General features: G+C 57.0%; 14 protein-coding genes. 13 read left to right on the top strand and 1 reads right to left on the bottom strand.

The window, feature by feature from the left end; translation table 11 throughout:
- Positions 1 to 43 precede the first annotated feature (43 nt).
- The 5 genes from FFH21_RS20400 to ispD all read left to right on the top strand — a co-directional run bounded on the left by FFH21_RS20400 (position 44) and on the right by ispD (position 5,154).
- On the top strand, positions 44 to 1,675 hold the full coding sequence (locus FFH21_RS20400; RefSeq protein ID WP_002554712.1) for a CTP synthase: 1,632 nt from the start codon (positions 44 to 46) through the stop codon (positions 1,673 to 1,675).
- 14 nt (positions 1,676 to 1,689) lie between these two features.
- On the top strand, positions 1,690 to 2,535 hold the full coding sequence (kdsA, locus tag FFH21_RS20395) for a 3-deoxy-8-phosphooctulonate synthase (RefSeq protein WP_004666021.1): 846 nt from the start codon (positions 1,690 to 1,692) through the stop codon (positions 2,533 to 2,535).
- Between the two features lie 139 nt (positions 2,536 to 2,674).
- Positions 2,675 to 3,961: a phosphopyruvate hydratase gene (gene eno, locus FFH21_RS20390; RefSeq protein ID WP_004666020.1), complete on the top strand. Its 1,287-nt coding sequence runs from the start codon at positions 2,675 to 2,677 to the stop codon at positions 3,959 to 3,961.
- A gap of 190 nt (positions 3,962 to 4,151) precedes the next feature.
- Complete coding sequence (gene ftsB, locus FFH21_RS20385) at positions 4,152 to 4,430, top strand: cell division protein FtsB (RefSeq protein WP_002554710.1); 279 nt, start codon at positions 4,152 to 4,154, stop codon at positions 4,428 to 4,430.
- 13 nt (positions 4,431 to 4,443) lie between these two features.
- Entirely contained in the window at positions 4,444 to 5,154 is a 711-nt protein-coding gene (gene ispD / locus FFH21_RS20380) for a 2-C-methyl-D-erythritol 4-phosphate cytidylyltransferase (RefSeq protein WP_004657939.1), read from the top strand.
- On the opposite strand, the gene FFH21_RS20375 is transcribed toward ispD, so the two are convergent.
- Positions 5,155 to 6,045 (bottom strand): LysR family transcriptional regulator, encoded by an 891-nt coding sequence (locus tag FFH21_RS20375; RefSeq protein WP_178114229.1) that lies wholly within the window; start codon positions 6,043 to 6,045, stop codon positions 5,155 to 5,157.
- Positions 6,046 to 6,155: 110 nt separating this feature from the next.
- Between FFH21_RS20375 and FFH21_RS20370 the strand changes: the two genes are divergently transcribed.
- The 8 genes from FFH21_RS20370 (at position 6,156) to rpoS (ending at position 13,364) form a co-directional block, all read left to right on the top strand.
- Positions 6,156 to 7,268, top strand: coding sequence for an S-(hydroxymethyl)glutathione dehydrogenase/class III alcohol dehydrogenase (locus tag FFH21_RS20370; protein WP_004666019.1), 1,113 nt, complete (start codon positions 6,156 to 6,158; stop codon positions 7,266 to 7,268).
- Between the two features lie 68 nt (positions 7,269 to 7,336).
- Positions 7,337 to 8,182: an S-formylglutathione hydrolase gene (gene fghA / locus FFH21_RS20365; protein WP_011169288.1), complete on the top strand. Its 846-nt coding sequence runs from the start codon at positions 7,337 to 7,339 to the stop codon at positions 8,180 to 8,182.
- Between the two features lie 53 nt (positions 8,183 to 8,235).
- A complete protein-coding gene (gene ispF / locus FFH21_RS20360) occupies positions 8,236 to 8,709 on the top strand; it encodes a 2-C-methyl-D-erythritol 2,4-cyclodiphosphate synthase (RefSeq protein ID WP_002554705.1) in 474 nt (157 codons plus the stop codon).
- A complete protein-coding gene (gene truD, locus FFH21_RS20355) occupies positions 8,706 to 9,764 on the top strand; it encodes a tRNA pseudouridine(13) synthase TruD (protein WP_019742005.1) in 1,059 nt (352 codons plus the stop codon). Before ispF ends, truD begins: the two co-directional genes overlap by 4 nt.
- Positions 9,752 to 10,501 (top strand): 5'/3'-nucleotidase SurE, encoded by a 750-nt coding sequence (surE, locus tag FFH21_RS20350; RefSeq protein ID WP_011169286.1) that lies wholly within the window; start codon positions 9,752 to 9,754, stop codon positions 10,499 to 10,501. Before truD ends, surE begins: the two co-directional genes overlap by 13 nt.
- A 41-nt stretch (positions 10,502 to 10,542) precedes the next feature.
- Complete coding sequence (locus FFH21_RS20345; protein ID WP_002554702.1) at positions 10,543 to 11,178, top strand: protein-L-isoaspartate(D-aspartate) O-methyltransferase; 636 nt, start codon at positions 10,543 to 10,545, stop codon at positions 11,176 to 11,178.
- 208 nt (positions 11,179 to 11,386) lie between these two features.
- A complete protein-coding gene (locus FFH21_RS20340; RefSeq protein WP_002554701.1) occupies positions 11,387 to 12,253 on the top strand; it encodes a peptidoglycan DD-metalloendopeptidase family protein in 867 nt (288 codons plus the stop codon).
- 103 nt (positions 12,254 to 12,356) lie between these two features.
- A complete protein-coding gene (gene rpoS / locus FFH21_RS20335) occupies positions 12,357 to 13,364 on the top strand; it encodes an RNA polymerase sigma factor RpoS (RefSeq protein WP_011169284.1) in 1,008 nt (335 codons plus the stop codon).
- The last annotated feature ends 502 nt before the right edge of the window (positions 13,365 to 13,866 follow it).

Here is a 13,866-nt window from a genome sequence, read left to right as displayed (position 1 = left end):
CCGGCGGCTCTGACCGCTTTAACGCAGACTTCTAGGGTTTTTCATGACGCGCTACATCTTCGTCACGGGCGGTGTTGTTTCTTCATTGGGGAAAGGCATTGCCTCGGCTTCATTGGCGGCCATCCTGGAGGCGCGGGGACTCAAGGTCACCATGCTCAAACTGGATCCCTATATCAACGTGGATCCAGGCACCATGAGCCCGTTCCAGCACGGTGAGGTGTTCGTCACTCACGACGGCGCCGAGACCGACCTGGACCTTGGTCACTACGAGCGGTTCATCCGCACCACCATGACCCAGAACAACAACTTCACCACCGGCCGTGTGTACGAACACGTCCTGCGCAAAGAGCGCCGTGGTGATTATCTGGGGGCGACCATTCAGGTCATTCCGCATATCACCGACGAAATCAAGCGCCGCATCATCAAGGGTGCAGGCGATGCCGACGTGGCGCTGGTCGAAATCGGCGGCACGGTGGGTGACATCGAGTCGCAGCCGTTCCTCGAGGCCATCCGCCAGTTGCGTTTCGAAGTGGGCGCACGCCGCGCGATGCTGATGCACCTGACGCTGGTGCCGTACATCGCCACTGCCGGCGAGACCAAGACCAAGCCGACTCAGCATTCGGTGAAGGAATTACGCTCCATCGGTCTGCAGCCTGATGTGCTGGTCTGCCGCTCCGACCACCCGATCGACGTGTCGTCGCGTCGCAAGATCGCTCAGTTCACCAACGTTGAAGAGCGTGCGGTTATCGCCCTTGAAGACGCGGACACCATCTACAAGATCCCGGGCATCCTGCATTCGCAAGGCCTGGACGATTTTGTGGTCGAGCGCTTCGGCCTGCAATGTGAGGGTGCCGATCTGTCCGAGTGGGACAAGGTCGTCGACGCCAAGCTCAACCCCGAGCACGAAGTCACCATCGCGATGGTCGGCAAATACATGGAACTGCTCGACGCCTACAAGTCGTTGATCGAAGCCATGAGCCACGCCGGCATCACCAACCGTACCAAGGTGAACCTGCGTTATATCGATTCCGAAGACATCGAAAACCAGGGCACCGGCCTGCTTGAAGGCGTGGATGCGATTCTGGTTCCAGGCGGCTTTGGCCTGCGTGGGGTCGAGGGCAAGATCACTGCCGTCCAGTTTGCACGGGAAAACAAGGTTCCGTATCTGGGCATCTGCCTGGGCATGCAAGTGGCGGTCATCGAGTTCGCACGTAACGTGCTGGGCTGGAAAGACGCCAACTCCACCGAGTTCAACCGTACCAGCGCGCACGCCGTGGTGGGTCTCATCACCGAGTGGGAAGATGCCACTGGTGCAGTCGAAACCCGTACCGAAAGTTCCGATCTGGGCGGCACCATGCGTCTTGGGGCGCAGGATTGCCAGCTTGAAGCCGGTTCGCTGGTACACGACTGCTACCGCAAGGACGTAATTGTCGAGCGTCATCGTCATCGCTATGAAGTGAACAACAATCTGCTGCCACAACTGATTGAGGCTGGCCTGAAGATTTCCGGTCGCTCCGGCGACGGTGCGCTGGTTGAAGTGGTCGAAGCACCGGATCATCCATGGTTCGTCGCTTGCCAGTTCCACCCGGAATTCACTTCCACGCCCCGTGACGGTCATCCGCTGTTCAGCGGTTTCGTCAAGGCGGCACTGGCTCAACATCAGAAAAACTCCTGACAGGGACTTCACACATGGCTCAGAAAACAATTCGCGTAGGTTCGATCGAGATCGCTAACGATAAGCCAATGGTGCTGTTCGGCGGCATGAACGTACTCGAATCCCGGGATATGGCCATGCAGGTCTGTGAAGAGTACGTAAGGGTGACCGAAAAGCTCGGTATCCCTTATGTGTTCAAGGCCAGCTTCGACAAGGCCAACCGCTCTTCGGTGAATTCCTACCGCGGGCCGGGCCTTGAAGAGGGCATGCGCATTTTCGAAGAGATCAAGCGCACCTTCAACGTGCCGTTGATCACCGACGTGCACGAGCCTCATCAGGCGGCCGTGGTTGCCGAAGTGTGCGACATCATCCAGTTGCCAGCCTTCCTGTCGCGTCAGACAGATCTGGTCGTTGCGATGGCGAAGACCGGCGCAGTCATCAACATCAAGAAAGCCCAGTTTCTCGCACCTCAGGAAATGAAACACATCCTGACCAAGTGCGAAGAGGCGGGTAATGATCAGTTGATTCTCTGCGAGCGGGGTTCCAGCTTCGGTTACAACAATCTGGTGGTGGACATGCTCGGCTTCGGCGTCATGAAGCAGTTCGAATACCCGATCCTGTTCGATGTGACACACGCCCTGCAAATGCCGGGTGGTCGCTCCGATTCTGCCGGTGGCCGCCGCGCTCAGGTCCTGGATCTGGCCAAGGCAGGCATCAGCCAGAATCTGGCCGGTCTGTTCCTTGAAGCGCATCCGGACCCTGACAACGCCAAATGCGACGGCCCGTGTGCCCTGCGTCTGGACAAGCTGGAGCCGTTCCTGGCCCAGCTCAAGTCACTGGATGAACTTGTCAAAAGTTTTCCGATCGTAGAGACCGCTTGAACAGGGTTCTCCGGTAAAGTGCCGTTCCCCGTCATTCGTGACGGGGTTGTCGCATTCAGACCTGCCTTTTTTTGCGTCTGACTGCGAGCATTGTTTTCCCAGCTGCGTCGTTTTCGTCAATCTTGGAGTGTTTACAACAATGGCAAAAATCGTCGACATCAAAGGTCGTGAAGTTCTCGACTCCCGTGGCAATCCCACTGTAGAAGCAGATGTGGTCCTCGATAACGGCATCGTTGGCAGCGCCTGCGCGCCGTCTGGTGCTTCAACCGGCTCGCGCGAAGCGCTGGAGCTGCGTGATGGCGACAAGAGCCGTTACATGGGCAAGGGCGTTCTGAAGGCTGTAGCCAACATCAACGGCCCTATCCGTGACCTGCTTCTGGGCAAGGACCCGGTTGACCAGAAGGCTCTGGATCACGCGATGATCAAGCTGGACGGCACCGAGAACAAGGCAAGCCTGGGTGCAAACGCAATTCTTGCGGTCTCCCTGGCAGCTGCCAAGGCGGCGGCTCAGGATCAGGATCTGCCGTTGTACGCGCACATCGCCAACCTCAATGGCACACCGGGCGTGTACTCCATGCCGGTGCCGATGATGAACATCATCAACGGTGGCGAGCATGCTGATAACAACATCGACATCCAGGAATTCATGATCCAGCCTGTCGGCGCCAAAACCTTCGCTGAAGGCCTGCGCTGGGGCACCGAGATTTTCCATCACCTCAAGGCAGTGCTCAAGGCGCGTGGCCTGAACACCGCTGTTGGCGACGAAGGCGGTTTCGCGCCTAACCTGGCGTCCAACAAGGAAGCGCTCGACGCTATTGCCGAAGCCGTCGCCAATGCGGGTTACACGCTGGGCACCGACGTGACCCTGGCGCTGGACTGCGCGGCGAGCGAGTTCTACAAGAACGGCAAGTACAAACTCAGCGAAGAGGGCGAGTACAGCTCCGCCGAGTTTGCCGAATACCTTGCCGAGCTGACGCGCAAGCACCCGATCATTTCCATTGAAGACGGTCTGGACGAGTCCGATTGGGATGGCTGGAAAGTTCTCACCGACAAGATCGGCGAGAAAGTCCAACTGGTCGGTGACGACCTGTTCGTAACCAACACCAAGATCCTGAAAGAAGGCATCGACAAGAAGATCGCCAACTCGATTCTGATCAAGTTCAACCAGATCGGCTCCCTGACCGAAACGCTGGAAGCCATTCAGATGGCCAAGGCTGCCGGTTACACTGCGATCATCTCTCACCGTTCCGGCGAAACCGAAGACTCGACCATTGCCGACCTGGCTGTGGGCACGTCTGCCGGTCAGATCAAAACCGGTTCGCTGTGCCGCTCCGACCGCGTTTCCAAGTACAACCAACTGCTGCGCATCGAGGAGCAATTGGGCTCCAAGGCCGCGTATCGTGGTCGTGCCGAGTTTCGCGGTTGAGCCATAGATGGTAAAAAGACGCAGAGTGCTGCACAGACTCGAGTCACCTGACTTGCCTGCGCAGCTCCGATGCTGACGCTCCGCGGTAATCTGGAGTGATTGAGCCTGGCTTATGTCAGGCTCAATGCCCTCAGTCGTTTGTTGTTCACGTTGGCTCTGCTGTCTTTTTTACTGGGTACCTGATATTTCAATGCGCAGTCCTAACTGGTTGTTCCTCGTCCTGCTCCTGTTGCTGGCTGGCTTGCAGTACCGCCTTTGGGTCGGTAACGGAAGCCTTGCGCAAGTGGCCAGCCTGACTCAGCAGATTGCCGACCAGCACGCTGAGAATGAGGTGCTGCTGGAGCGCAACCGCGTGCTTGATGCCGAGGTCATGGAGTTGAAAAAGGGTCTGGAAACCGTCGAAGAACGTGCCCGACATGAACTCGGCATGGTCAAGGACGGCGAAACCCTTTACCAGCTCGCGCAATAATCAAGTTGGTGCCATGAAAGACTTTCTTCCTGCCTTCTGGGCAGTGATACCTGCAGCGGGCATTGGTGCTCGCATGGCAGCTGACCGTCCCAAGCAATATTTGCAACTGGGCGGCCTGACAATTCTTGAACACAGCCTGCTTTGCTTTCTCGATCACCCTCGGCTCAAGGGCCTGGTGATCAGTCTGGCTGTGGACGACCCTTACTGGGCTGCATTGCCCTGCGCTAAAGATGCCCGCATTCAGCGAGTGGATGGCGGCAGCGAGCGTTCGGGCTCGGTGCTCAATGCGCTTCTGCACCTGCATGCTCAGGGCGCGAGCGACAATGACTGGGTGCTTGTGCATGACGCTGCGCGCCCTAATCTGGCGCGTAGTGATCTGGATAATCTGCTCGGCGAGCTGGCTGACGACCCGGTTGGCGGCCTGCTGGCCGTACCGGCCCGGGATACCCTCAAACGTGCCGACAGCAGTGGTCGCGTGCTTGAAACCGTGGACCGGAGCCTGATCTGGCAAGCATTCACGCCGCAGATGTTTCGTCTTGGGGCCCTGCATCGCGCCTTGGCGGACAGTTTGGTGTCGAATGTGAGCATCACCGATGAAGCATCGGCGATCGAGTGGGCAGGGCAGTCGCCGCGACTGGTCGAAGGGCGGTCCGATAACATCAAGGTCACTCGCCCCGAGGATCTTGAATGGTTGCGTCAACGCCGCACTGAGTTCGGTCGCTGACTACTGGCGGTACTCATCGCGCATCGCCAAGCCTTCTTTAAGATAGTCCACCAGCTTGCGCACCTTGGGCGACAGGTGCCTTTGCTGAGGATAAAGCGCCCAGACGGCAGTATTGGGCGGTTGATGGGCTTCCAGCAATGAAACCAGCGTTCCATCGTTGAGGTGTTTCTGCACGTAATAGTCCGGCAACTGACACAGGCCGACCCCATGCAACGCGGCATCCAGCACCGCCTGGCCGCTGTTGCAGCGCCAGTTGCCTTGCACTCTCTGAGAGAACTCGCGGCCATTCTGCTGAAGCTGCCAGGTATCGCTGCCCCCGACCAGACAGTTGTGGCGATTCAGCTCCGACAGGCTGTGAGGTCGTCCATAGCGTTCAATGTAGGAAGGCGAAGCACACAGATACATTTGCCGTGGCGCGAGGCGAGTTGCAACCATGCGCGAATCCTGTAGCCGACCAAGGCGAATCGCCAGATCCATCCCTTCATGCACCAGATCGAGCGTTTCATTGCTCAGCTCGATGTCGACCCGCAAGTGCGGATACAGGTCCATGAAGCGTGTCACCAGGGGCGTGATGAAGCGCTCGCCATAAGCCACAGCGCAGGTCATGCGCAGCAACCCTTTCGGCTCGCTGGTCAGATCGCCTACAGCGCGCAGTGCTTCTTCGCGGCCGTCCTGCAAACCTTGGCAGTGATGCAAAAAAGTTTGACCAGCCTCGGTCAGCGCGACCTTGCGCGTGCTGCGATAAAGCAAACGGGTTTGCAGTCGTTCTTCAAGGCGCACGATCTGACGGCTGATATGTGACGAGGAAACCCCAAGCCTTTGTGCAGCCGCCGTGAACTGCCCGCATTCTGCAACGGCAACGAACTCATCCAGACCTTCCCAGAGATTGATGTGCATGGATTATCCCTGTACAGCATTAATGTTTTGCTTTTAGCCGTATTACTTGCCAATTGGCACTGTACTACACTGCATACCTTGTTTTTACCCGTCGGAGAAGTTTGATGATCAAGTCGCGCGCTGCTGTCGCTTTTGAAGCCAAAAAGCCATTGGAGATCGTTGAAGTCGATGTCGCCATGCCCAAGGCGGGAGAAGTGCTGCTCAGAGTAGTGGCCTCCGGCGTCTGCCATACCGATGCCTACACACTTTCCGGTGCCGATCCCGAGGGGATTTTCCCGTCGATTCTCGGTCATGAAGGCGGTGCGATTGTCGAAGCCATTGGCGAAGGTGTCACCTCTGTCGCGGTCGGTGATCACGTTATTCCGCTGTACACCCCGGAATGTCGCCAGTGCAAATTCTGCCGTTCGGGCAAGACCAACCTGTGTCAGGCGATTCGTGCCACGCAGGGTAAAGGCCTGATGCCGGATGGCACCACGCGTTTTTCCTACAAGGGCGAGCCGATTTTCCACTACATGGGCACTTCGACCTTCTCCGAATACACCGTACTGCCGGAAATCTCGGTGGCCAAAATCGACAAACAGGCACCGCTGGAAAAAGTCTGCCTGCTGGGTTGTGGTGTCACCACCGGTATCGGTGCGGTGCTCAACACTGCCAAGGTCAAGCCTGGCGATACAGTAGCGATCTTCGGTCTGGGCGGTATCGGTCTCTCAGCGTTGATCGGCGCGGTCAAAGCCAAAGCGTCTCGAATCATCGCCATCGATATCAACCCGGCCAAGTTCGAGATCGCCAAACAGTTGGGCGCGACTGACTGCGTCAATCCGAAAGATTTCGACCGTCCTATTCAGGAAGTCATTGTTGACATGACCGATGGCGGCGTCGACTTCTCGTTTGAGTGCATCGGTAATGTGCAACTGATGCGTGCAGCACTGGAATCCTGCCACAAGGGCTGGGGCGAGTCGGTCATCATCGGCGTGGCCGGTGCCGGTCAGGAAATCTCTACCCGTCCGTTCCAGCTGGTGACAGGACGCGTCTGGCGCGGTTCGGCATTTGGTGGCGTGCGTGGCCGCACCGAACTGCCAAGCTATGTCGACATGGCGCAGACCGGTGAAATCCCGCTGGATACGTTCATCACCCATACCATGGGCCTGGAAGACATCAACAAGGCGTTCGACCTGATGCATGAAGGCAAAAGCATCCGCACCGTCATTCATTTTTGAGGAGCAGCGGCAAGCACAAAGATTTGTTACATGCTTGTAGCTTGCCGCTTGCAACTGGAGGAAGCGACATGCCTTTGGAAAATATTTCCTGCCAGAAAAGCTTCGGCGGCTGGCACAAGCGTTACAAACACCACTCTCAAGTACTGGGTTGTGACATGGTGTTTGCGGTCTATCTGCCGCCCCAGGCAGAGCAGGGCAGCAAGCTCCCGGTGCTGTACTGGTTGTCCGGTCTGACCTGCACCGACGAGAACTTCATGCAGAAAGCCGCAGCTCACCGGCTTGCGGCCGAGCTGGGCATTATTATCGTGGCACCTGACACCAGCCCGCGCGGTGCCGACGTAGCAGACGACCCTGAAGGTGCCTGGGACTTCGGTCAAGGGGCGGGCTTCTATCTCAATGCCACCGAACAGCCATATGCGCGGCATTACCAGATGCATGATTACGTCGTCAGGGAGCTGCCAGCCCTTATCGAAGAGCACTTCCCGGCGTCAGAGGCGCGCAGTATCAGCGGGCACTCGATGGGCGGGCATGGGGCGCTGGTCTGCGCACTGCGCAATCCCGGTCGCTACAGGTCGGTATCGGCGTTCTCGCCGATCAGCAATCCGATTGACTGCCCGTGGGGGCAAAAGGCGTTCTCCCATTATCTGGGTGAAGACCGTTCGCGTTGGCGCGAGTGGGATGCCAGTGTGTTGATTGGGCAAGCGTCGGAAAAACTGCCGACGCTGGTGGATCAGGGTGATCGTGATGACTTTCTGGTCAATCAGCTCAAGCCTGAAGTTCTGGTTCAGGCCGCCAAGGCTGCGAACTATCCGCTGACCTTGCGGATGCAGCCAGGTTATGACCACAGCTATTTCTTCATCGCCAGCTTCATCGAAGACCATCTAAGGCATCATGCTGAAGCCTTGAACAGCTAACGAGCGCCAAAGCAGGTAGAATCACGCCCTGACTTTTTTCAGGGCGTTTTTTTATGCGTATTGGCCATGGCTATGATGTGCACCGTTTCGCTGAAGGCGACTTCATTACCTTGGGCGGCGTGCGGATTGCACACGGGTTCGGCCTGCTGGCCCATTCCGATGGCGATGTCCTGCTGCATGCCCTGAGCGATGCGCTCCTGGGGGCCGCGGCACTGGGTGATATCGGCAAGCACTTTCCTGACACCGATCCGCAGTTCAAAGGTGCCGACAGCCGCGTGCTGCTGCGTCATGTCCTCAAGCAGATCCACGGCAAAGGCTGGAAAGTGGGTAATGTCGACGCCACCATTGTTGCCCAGGCACCGAAAATGGCACCGCATATCGATGCCATGCGTGCCTTGATCGCTGAAGATCTACAGGTTGAGCTGGACCAGGTGAACGTGAAAGCGACAACGACAGAAAAACTCGGCTTTACCGGACGTGAAGAAGGCATCGCGGTGCATGCCGTTGCGTTGTTGCTGCGCGCATGAATGAACTTGAACTGCTCGGCCCCAGGGCCTACGGCGATGCACTGGGTCGTGCAGCCCTCAAGGCGACTGCCGAAGACTTTCAGGTCGACGAGGTGCTGGACATTCCGCTTTCAGGCGATGGCGAGCATTTATGGCTGTGGGTCGAAAAACGCGGTCTGAATACCGAAGAGGCGGCACGTCGGCTGGCCCGGGCCGCGGGGGTGCAGTTGCGTACGGTCAGCTATGCCGGTCTCAAGGACCGCCAGGCACTGACCCGCCAGTGGTTCAGCATTCAACTGCCGGGCAAGGCCGATCCTGATCTGTCGGCCGCGCAGGACGATACGCTGCAAATTCTCAAAAGCACTCGACACAAGCGCAAGCTACAACGCGGTGCTCACGCAGCGAATGGCTTTACGCTGCGGCTGACGCAACTGGACGCTGATACGGACGCTTTGAACCAGCGCCTTGAAATAATTGCCCGGCAGGGCATCCCCAACTACTTTGGTACGCAGCGTTTCGGTTATCAGGGCGGAAATCTTGGCGAGGCACGCGATTACGCTGCCCGCAAAGCGCTGCCTGAGCAACGTGCGGTGCGTTCGCGATTGTTATCCACAGCGCGCAGCTACCTGTTCAATCGGGTTCTGGCAGCCCGCGTTGCCGATGGCAGCTGGGAAAAGGCTCAGGTAGGGGATTTGCTCGCTTTCACCGACAGCCGCAGCTTTTTTCCGGCGGGTGTTGATGAGTGCAGCGATCCCCGGCTGGCAATTCTCGATCTGCACCCTACCGGGCCGCAGTGGGGTGAAGGCCATTCGCCAGCCGGTGGCGCGACGGCAGAGCTGGAAAATGCCATCGCCAATGATGAGTCTGCGTTGCGTGACTGGCTGGTCAGAGCGGGCATGGAGCACGAACGACGCATCCTGCGACTGCCCATTGGGCGGCTGACGTGGCATTATCCCGAGTCTGACATTCTGCAACTGGAATTCGTCCTTCCGCCCGGATGCTTCGCCACCGTTTTAGTGCGCGAACTCATTGATCTGGTGCCGGTTGGGCAGACGGACAGCCCATGCGTATTCTGATATCAAATGATGACGGGGTGAACGCGCCCGGTCTTGTCGCGCTCCATGCGGCGCTGGCGGACTATGCCGAGTGCGTGGTGATCGCCCCTGATCAGGACAAAAGCGGTGCCAGCAGTTCCCTGACACTCGACCGGCCCTTGCACCCACATACACTGGCCAATGGCTTCATCAGTCTCAATGGTACGCCGACCGACTGCGTGCATCTGGGGATTCATGGGTTATTGGAGAATCAACCGGACATGGTGGTTTCAGGTATCAACCTGGGTGCCAATCTGGGCGACGATGTACTGTATTCCGGAACGGTCGCTGCAGCGCTTGAAGGGCGTTTTCTGCAGCGTCCGTCGTTTGCCTTTTCGTTTTTGTCACGTCAGCCGGATAATCTGGCGACGGCGGCGCATTATGCGCGTTTGCTGGTTGAGGCCCATGAGCAACTCGACCTGCCACCCCGCACGGTACTGAACGTGAATATTCCGAACCTGCCGCTTGAGCATATCCGCGGCATTCAACTGACCCGACTGGGGCACCGTGCCCGTGCTGCGGCACCGGTAAAGGTTGTCGACCCGCGTGGTCGTGCCGGCTACTGGATTGCCGCTGCCGGCGATGTCGAGGACGGCGGTGCTGGCACCGACTTCCATGCGGTCATACAGGGTTATGTATCGATTACGCCGTTGCAGCTGGATCGAACTTATCAGGACGGATTCAGCAGCCTGAATACCTGGCTGGAGGGTCTTCGTTGATGTCGCGCGAGCAGGATGATCTATTGCATCGCGGGATCGGGATGACCTCGCAGCGCACCCGTGAACGTCTGATCCAGCGCCTCTGCGAAGAGGGTATTTCCAACCAGCGGGTGCTGGACGTCATTCGCAAGACGCCCCGGCATCTGTTTGTCGATGAAGCGCTGGCGCATCGCGCTTATGAAGACACAGCGCTGCCCATCGGCCACAATCAGACGATTTCCCAGCCTTACATGGTCGCGCGGATGAGCGAGCTGCTATTGGCAGCAGGTCCGCTGGACAAGGTCATGGAGATCGGTACAGGGTCGGGCTACCAAACCGCGGTGCTGGCGCAGCTGGTGGAGCGTGTATTTTCGGTCGAGCGTATCAAAGTCCTTCAGGACCGCGCCAAAGAGCGTCTGGTCGAGCTCAATCTGCGTAATGTGGTTTTCCGCTGGGGCGACGGCTGGGAAGGCTGGCCTGCTCTGGCACCTTATAACGGCATCATCGTCACGGCAGTGGCAACCGACGTACCGCAGGCGCTGCTTGATCAACTGGCACCTGGAGGTCGGCTGGTCATACCGGTGGGTTCGGGAGAGGTTCAGCAATTGATGCTGATCATCCGTGAAGAAAACGGTTTTTCCCGGCACGTACTGGGGGCTGTGCGCTTCGTGCCACTGCTCAACGGGCCAATCGCGTGAAGATTGTCTTCGGTAAACAGTGAATTCTGGCTTCAGTCATTGGTCTACAGCGCGCGGCCCGGAATGTTGAATGGCCTGATGGCATCATTCCATGTAGCTGATTGATACATAACAACGTTTTTTCAACGGTTAATCACTGGCTGCCCGTCGCTATTACGGCACAATAGGCATCTTTTTTGAATTCAGTCACCAGTAAAGGGAGTGGCGGGTGAGTCTCACAGTCATTCAGCAGCTCAGGTCTTCAAGAAGTTATCAGCGTCTGGTGATTGGCATTGCTCTCAGTGTCCTTTTGGTCGGCTGCTCCAGCACGCCTTCAGGCGGTGTTCGTGTCGTTGATCGTAACGGTAATGCCGTTGCCCAGCGCCCGACGGTAACCACCGGCCAATACGTGGTCAGGCGCGGTGACACGCTTTTTTCTATTGCATTCCGTTACGGCTGGGACTGGAAAGCGCTGGCTGCCCGTAATCAGATCCCCGAGCCGTTTACCATCAAGCCAGGTCAGACAATTCGCTTTGACGGGCGCTCCTCTTCAACGCAGGACGTAGCGTCGACTTCTGGCGCAGGACGTCCGGTGACCTCTACATCAACCAGCACCAGCAGTTCCGGGTCCGTCAAAACTACGGTTATTTCCAAGCCTGTTGCGGTTGTACCTGTGGTAATACCTCCTTCTGCGACCACCGGGACAGGCCCAGCGGGCAAGTCTCCGACGGGTTGGACCTGGCCTTCAAGTGGCATTTTGATAGGAAAATTTTCCTCAAACGGCAGTTTGAATAAAGGAATTGATATCGCTGGTGATTTGGGACAGCCTGTTTTGGCAGCGTCTGATGGTTCAGTTGTTTACGCCGGAAGTGGATTACGGGGCTACGGCGAATTGATCATCATCAAACACAGCGATACCTACGTCAGTGCCTACGGTCATAATCGCAGGCTTTTGGTACGGGAAGGTCAACAGGTCAAGGCAGGGCAAACGATTGCCGAGATGGGGTCAACAGGAACTGACCGGGTGAAACTGCATTTTGAGATTCGCCGCCAAGGGAAACCTGTAGATCCATTGGGATTTTTGCCACGTCGTTGATAGTTGCCAGCCTGTTCCGGGCGTATTAGGAACAGGCTCAAGTGTTGCCATGGAATCAGGCGATACTGGAGCTTGAGGTCGAACTCACCAAAGGACTAAAACAATGGCTCTTGGCAACGAAGCGCCGGAGTTTGACATCGATGATGAAGTGCTCCTTATGGAAGCCGGCATTGTCCTGAAGGAAGCGTCAAACGAGAAGCAGCCACCCGCTGCCTCCGGACGCACCAAGGTCAAGCATTCAACATCGCTCAAACAACACAAGTACATTGACTACACGCGGGCGCTTGATGCTACCCAGCTGTACCTCAATGAAATCGGTTTTTCTCCTCTGCTGTCCCCGGAAGAAGAAGTTCATTTTGCGCGTCTGTCGCAAAGTGGAGACCCGGCCGGGCGCAAGCGCATGATTGAAAGCAATCTGCGTCTGGTAGTGAAAATTGCCAGACGCTATGTCAATCGTGGGCTGTCATTGCTTGACCTGATCGAGGAGGGCAACCTGGGGTTGATTCGGGCGGTTGAAAAATTCGACCCTGAACGAGGCTTTCGTTTTTCTACCTACGCCACCTGGTGGATTCGTCAGACCATCGAACGCGCGATCATGAATCAGACCCGGACTATCCGGCTGCCGATTCACGTCGTCAAGGAGCTGAACGTTTATCTACGCGCGGCCCGAGAGCTCACCCAGAAGCTGGATCACGAACCTTCTCCCGAAGAAATTGCCAATCTGCTGGAAAAACCGGTAGGTGAAGTCAAGCGCATGCTCGGCCTCAACGAGCGTGTCTCTTCGGTGGACGTCTCGCTGGGGCCTGATTCGGACAAGACCCTGCTCGACACCTTGACCGACGATCGTCCAACCGACCCCTGTGAGCTACTGCAGGACGATGACCTGTCCCAGAGCATCGATCAATGGTTGTCTGAGTTGACCGAGAAGCAGCGCGAGGTTGTCATCCGCCGCTTTGGCTTGCGCGGGTATGAAAGCAGCACACTTGAAGATGTAGGGCTTGAGATCGGTCTGACGCGTGAGCGGGTCAGGCAGATCCAGGTTGAAGGACTCAAGCGCCTGCGTGAGATCCTTGAAAAGAACGGGCTGTCCAGCGAGTCTCTCTTCCAGTAACCATCTTTTCGTAACGTCAATCCAGGGCCGATATAACACAGACTGTGTATATCGGCCTTTTTATATGTCTTTCGTCATTTTAATGTCGTAGGTCAATGCGTCTGCTCGGCCTTTCAGCTTTCAAAGCCTGTAAGTCATTGCGTACGTTTGCTGTAAGTCATTCAGGTAACAAGAGTGAGGCTTGTCGCCAAACAGCTGCGTTTTAGGATTTAACACCTTGTTTTAAATGGAAATTATATTTTCGAAGGCGATTGCCATGGAAATATCCTGGAGCGTTTCAGGTGTTGCTCTGCCGGGGTAAATCTCTAATATCGAAGCTGTGCCAACGGACAGGCACAGGCCATCAAGGACGACGGTCAAGGACATCGCGGGATGCGATTCATCAGGATGATGACCAGGGAATACAGGGATCAGGGATAAAATGTGGGCGGGTCATACCGCCCCTTTTTTTGTCTGCAGAAAACCGGACTGTCCAACAAAAAAGGCCCTCTAGAGGGCCTTT

The sequence above is a fragment of the Pseudomonas sp. KBS0707 genome (genome assembly GCF_005937945.2).
GTDB lineage: Bacteria > Pseudomonadota > Gammaproteobacteria > Pseudomonadales > Pseudomonadaceae > Aquipseudomonas > Aquipseudomonas amygdali.
This window is presented reverse-complemented; position numbering and strand designations above follow the sequence as displayed.

What these genes read in the sequence shown, in the direction of transcription:
- FFH21_RS20400 (WP_002554712.1), top strand. Translation starts at nt 44, where the DNA reads ATGACGCGCTACATCTTCGTCACGGGCGGTGTTGTTTCTTCATTGGGG.
- kdsA (WP_004666021.1), top strand. Translation starts at nt 1,690, where the DNA reads ATGGCTCAGAAAACAATTCGCGTAGGTTCGATCGAGATCGCTAACGAT.
- eno (WP_004666020.1), top strand. Translation starts at nt 2,675, where the DNA reads ATGGCAAAAATCGTCGACATCAAAGGTCGTGAAGTTCTCGACTCCCGT.
- ftsB (WP_002554710.1), top strand. Translation starts at nt 4,152, where the DNA reads ATGCGCAGTCCTAACTGGTTGTTCCTCGTCCTGCTCCTGTTGCTGGCT.
- ispD (WP_004657939.1), top strand. Translation starts at nt 4,444, where the DNA reads ATGAAAGACTTTCTTCCTGCCTTCTGGGCAGTGATACCTGCAGCGGGC.
- FFH21_RS20370 (WP_004666019.1), top strand. Translation starts at nt 6,156, where the DNA reads ATGATCAAGTCGCGCGCTGCTGTCGCTTTTGAAGCCAAAAAGCCATTG.
- fghA (WP_011169288.1), top strand. Translation starts at nt 7,337, where the DNA reads ATGCCTTTGGAAAATATTTCCTGCCAGAAAAGCTTCGGCGGCTGGCAC.
- ispF (WP_002554705.1), top strand. Translation starts at nt 8,236, where the DNA reads ATGCGTATTGGCCATGGCTATGATGTGCACCGTTTCGCTGAAGGCGAC.
- truD (WP_019742005.1), top strand. Translation starts at nt 8,706, where the DNA reads ATGAATGAACTTGAACTGCTCGGCCCCAGGGCCTACGGCGATGCACTG.
- surE (WP_011169286.1), top strand. Translation starts at nt 9,752, where the DNA reads ATGCGTATTCTGATATCAAATGATGACGGGGTGAACGCGCCCGGTCTT.
- FFH21_RS20345 (WP_002554702.1), top strand. Translation starts at nt 10,543, where the DNA reads ATGACCTCGCAGCGCACCCGTGAACGTCTGATCCAGCGCCTCTGCGAA.
- rpoS (WP_011169284.1), top strand. Translation starts at nt 12,357, where the DNA reads ATGGCTCTTGGCAACGAAGCGCCGGAGTTTGACATCGATGATGAAGTG.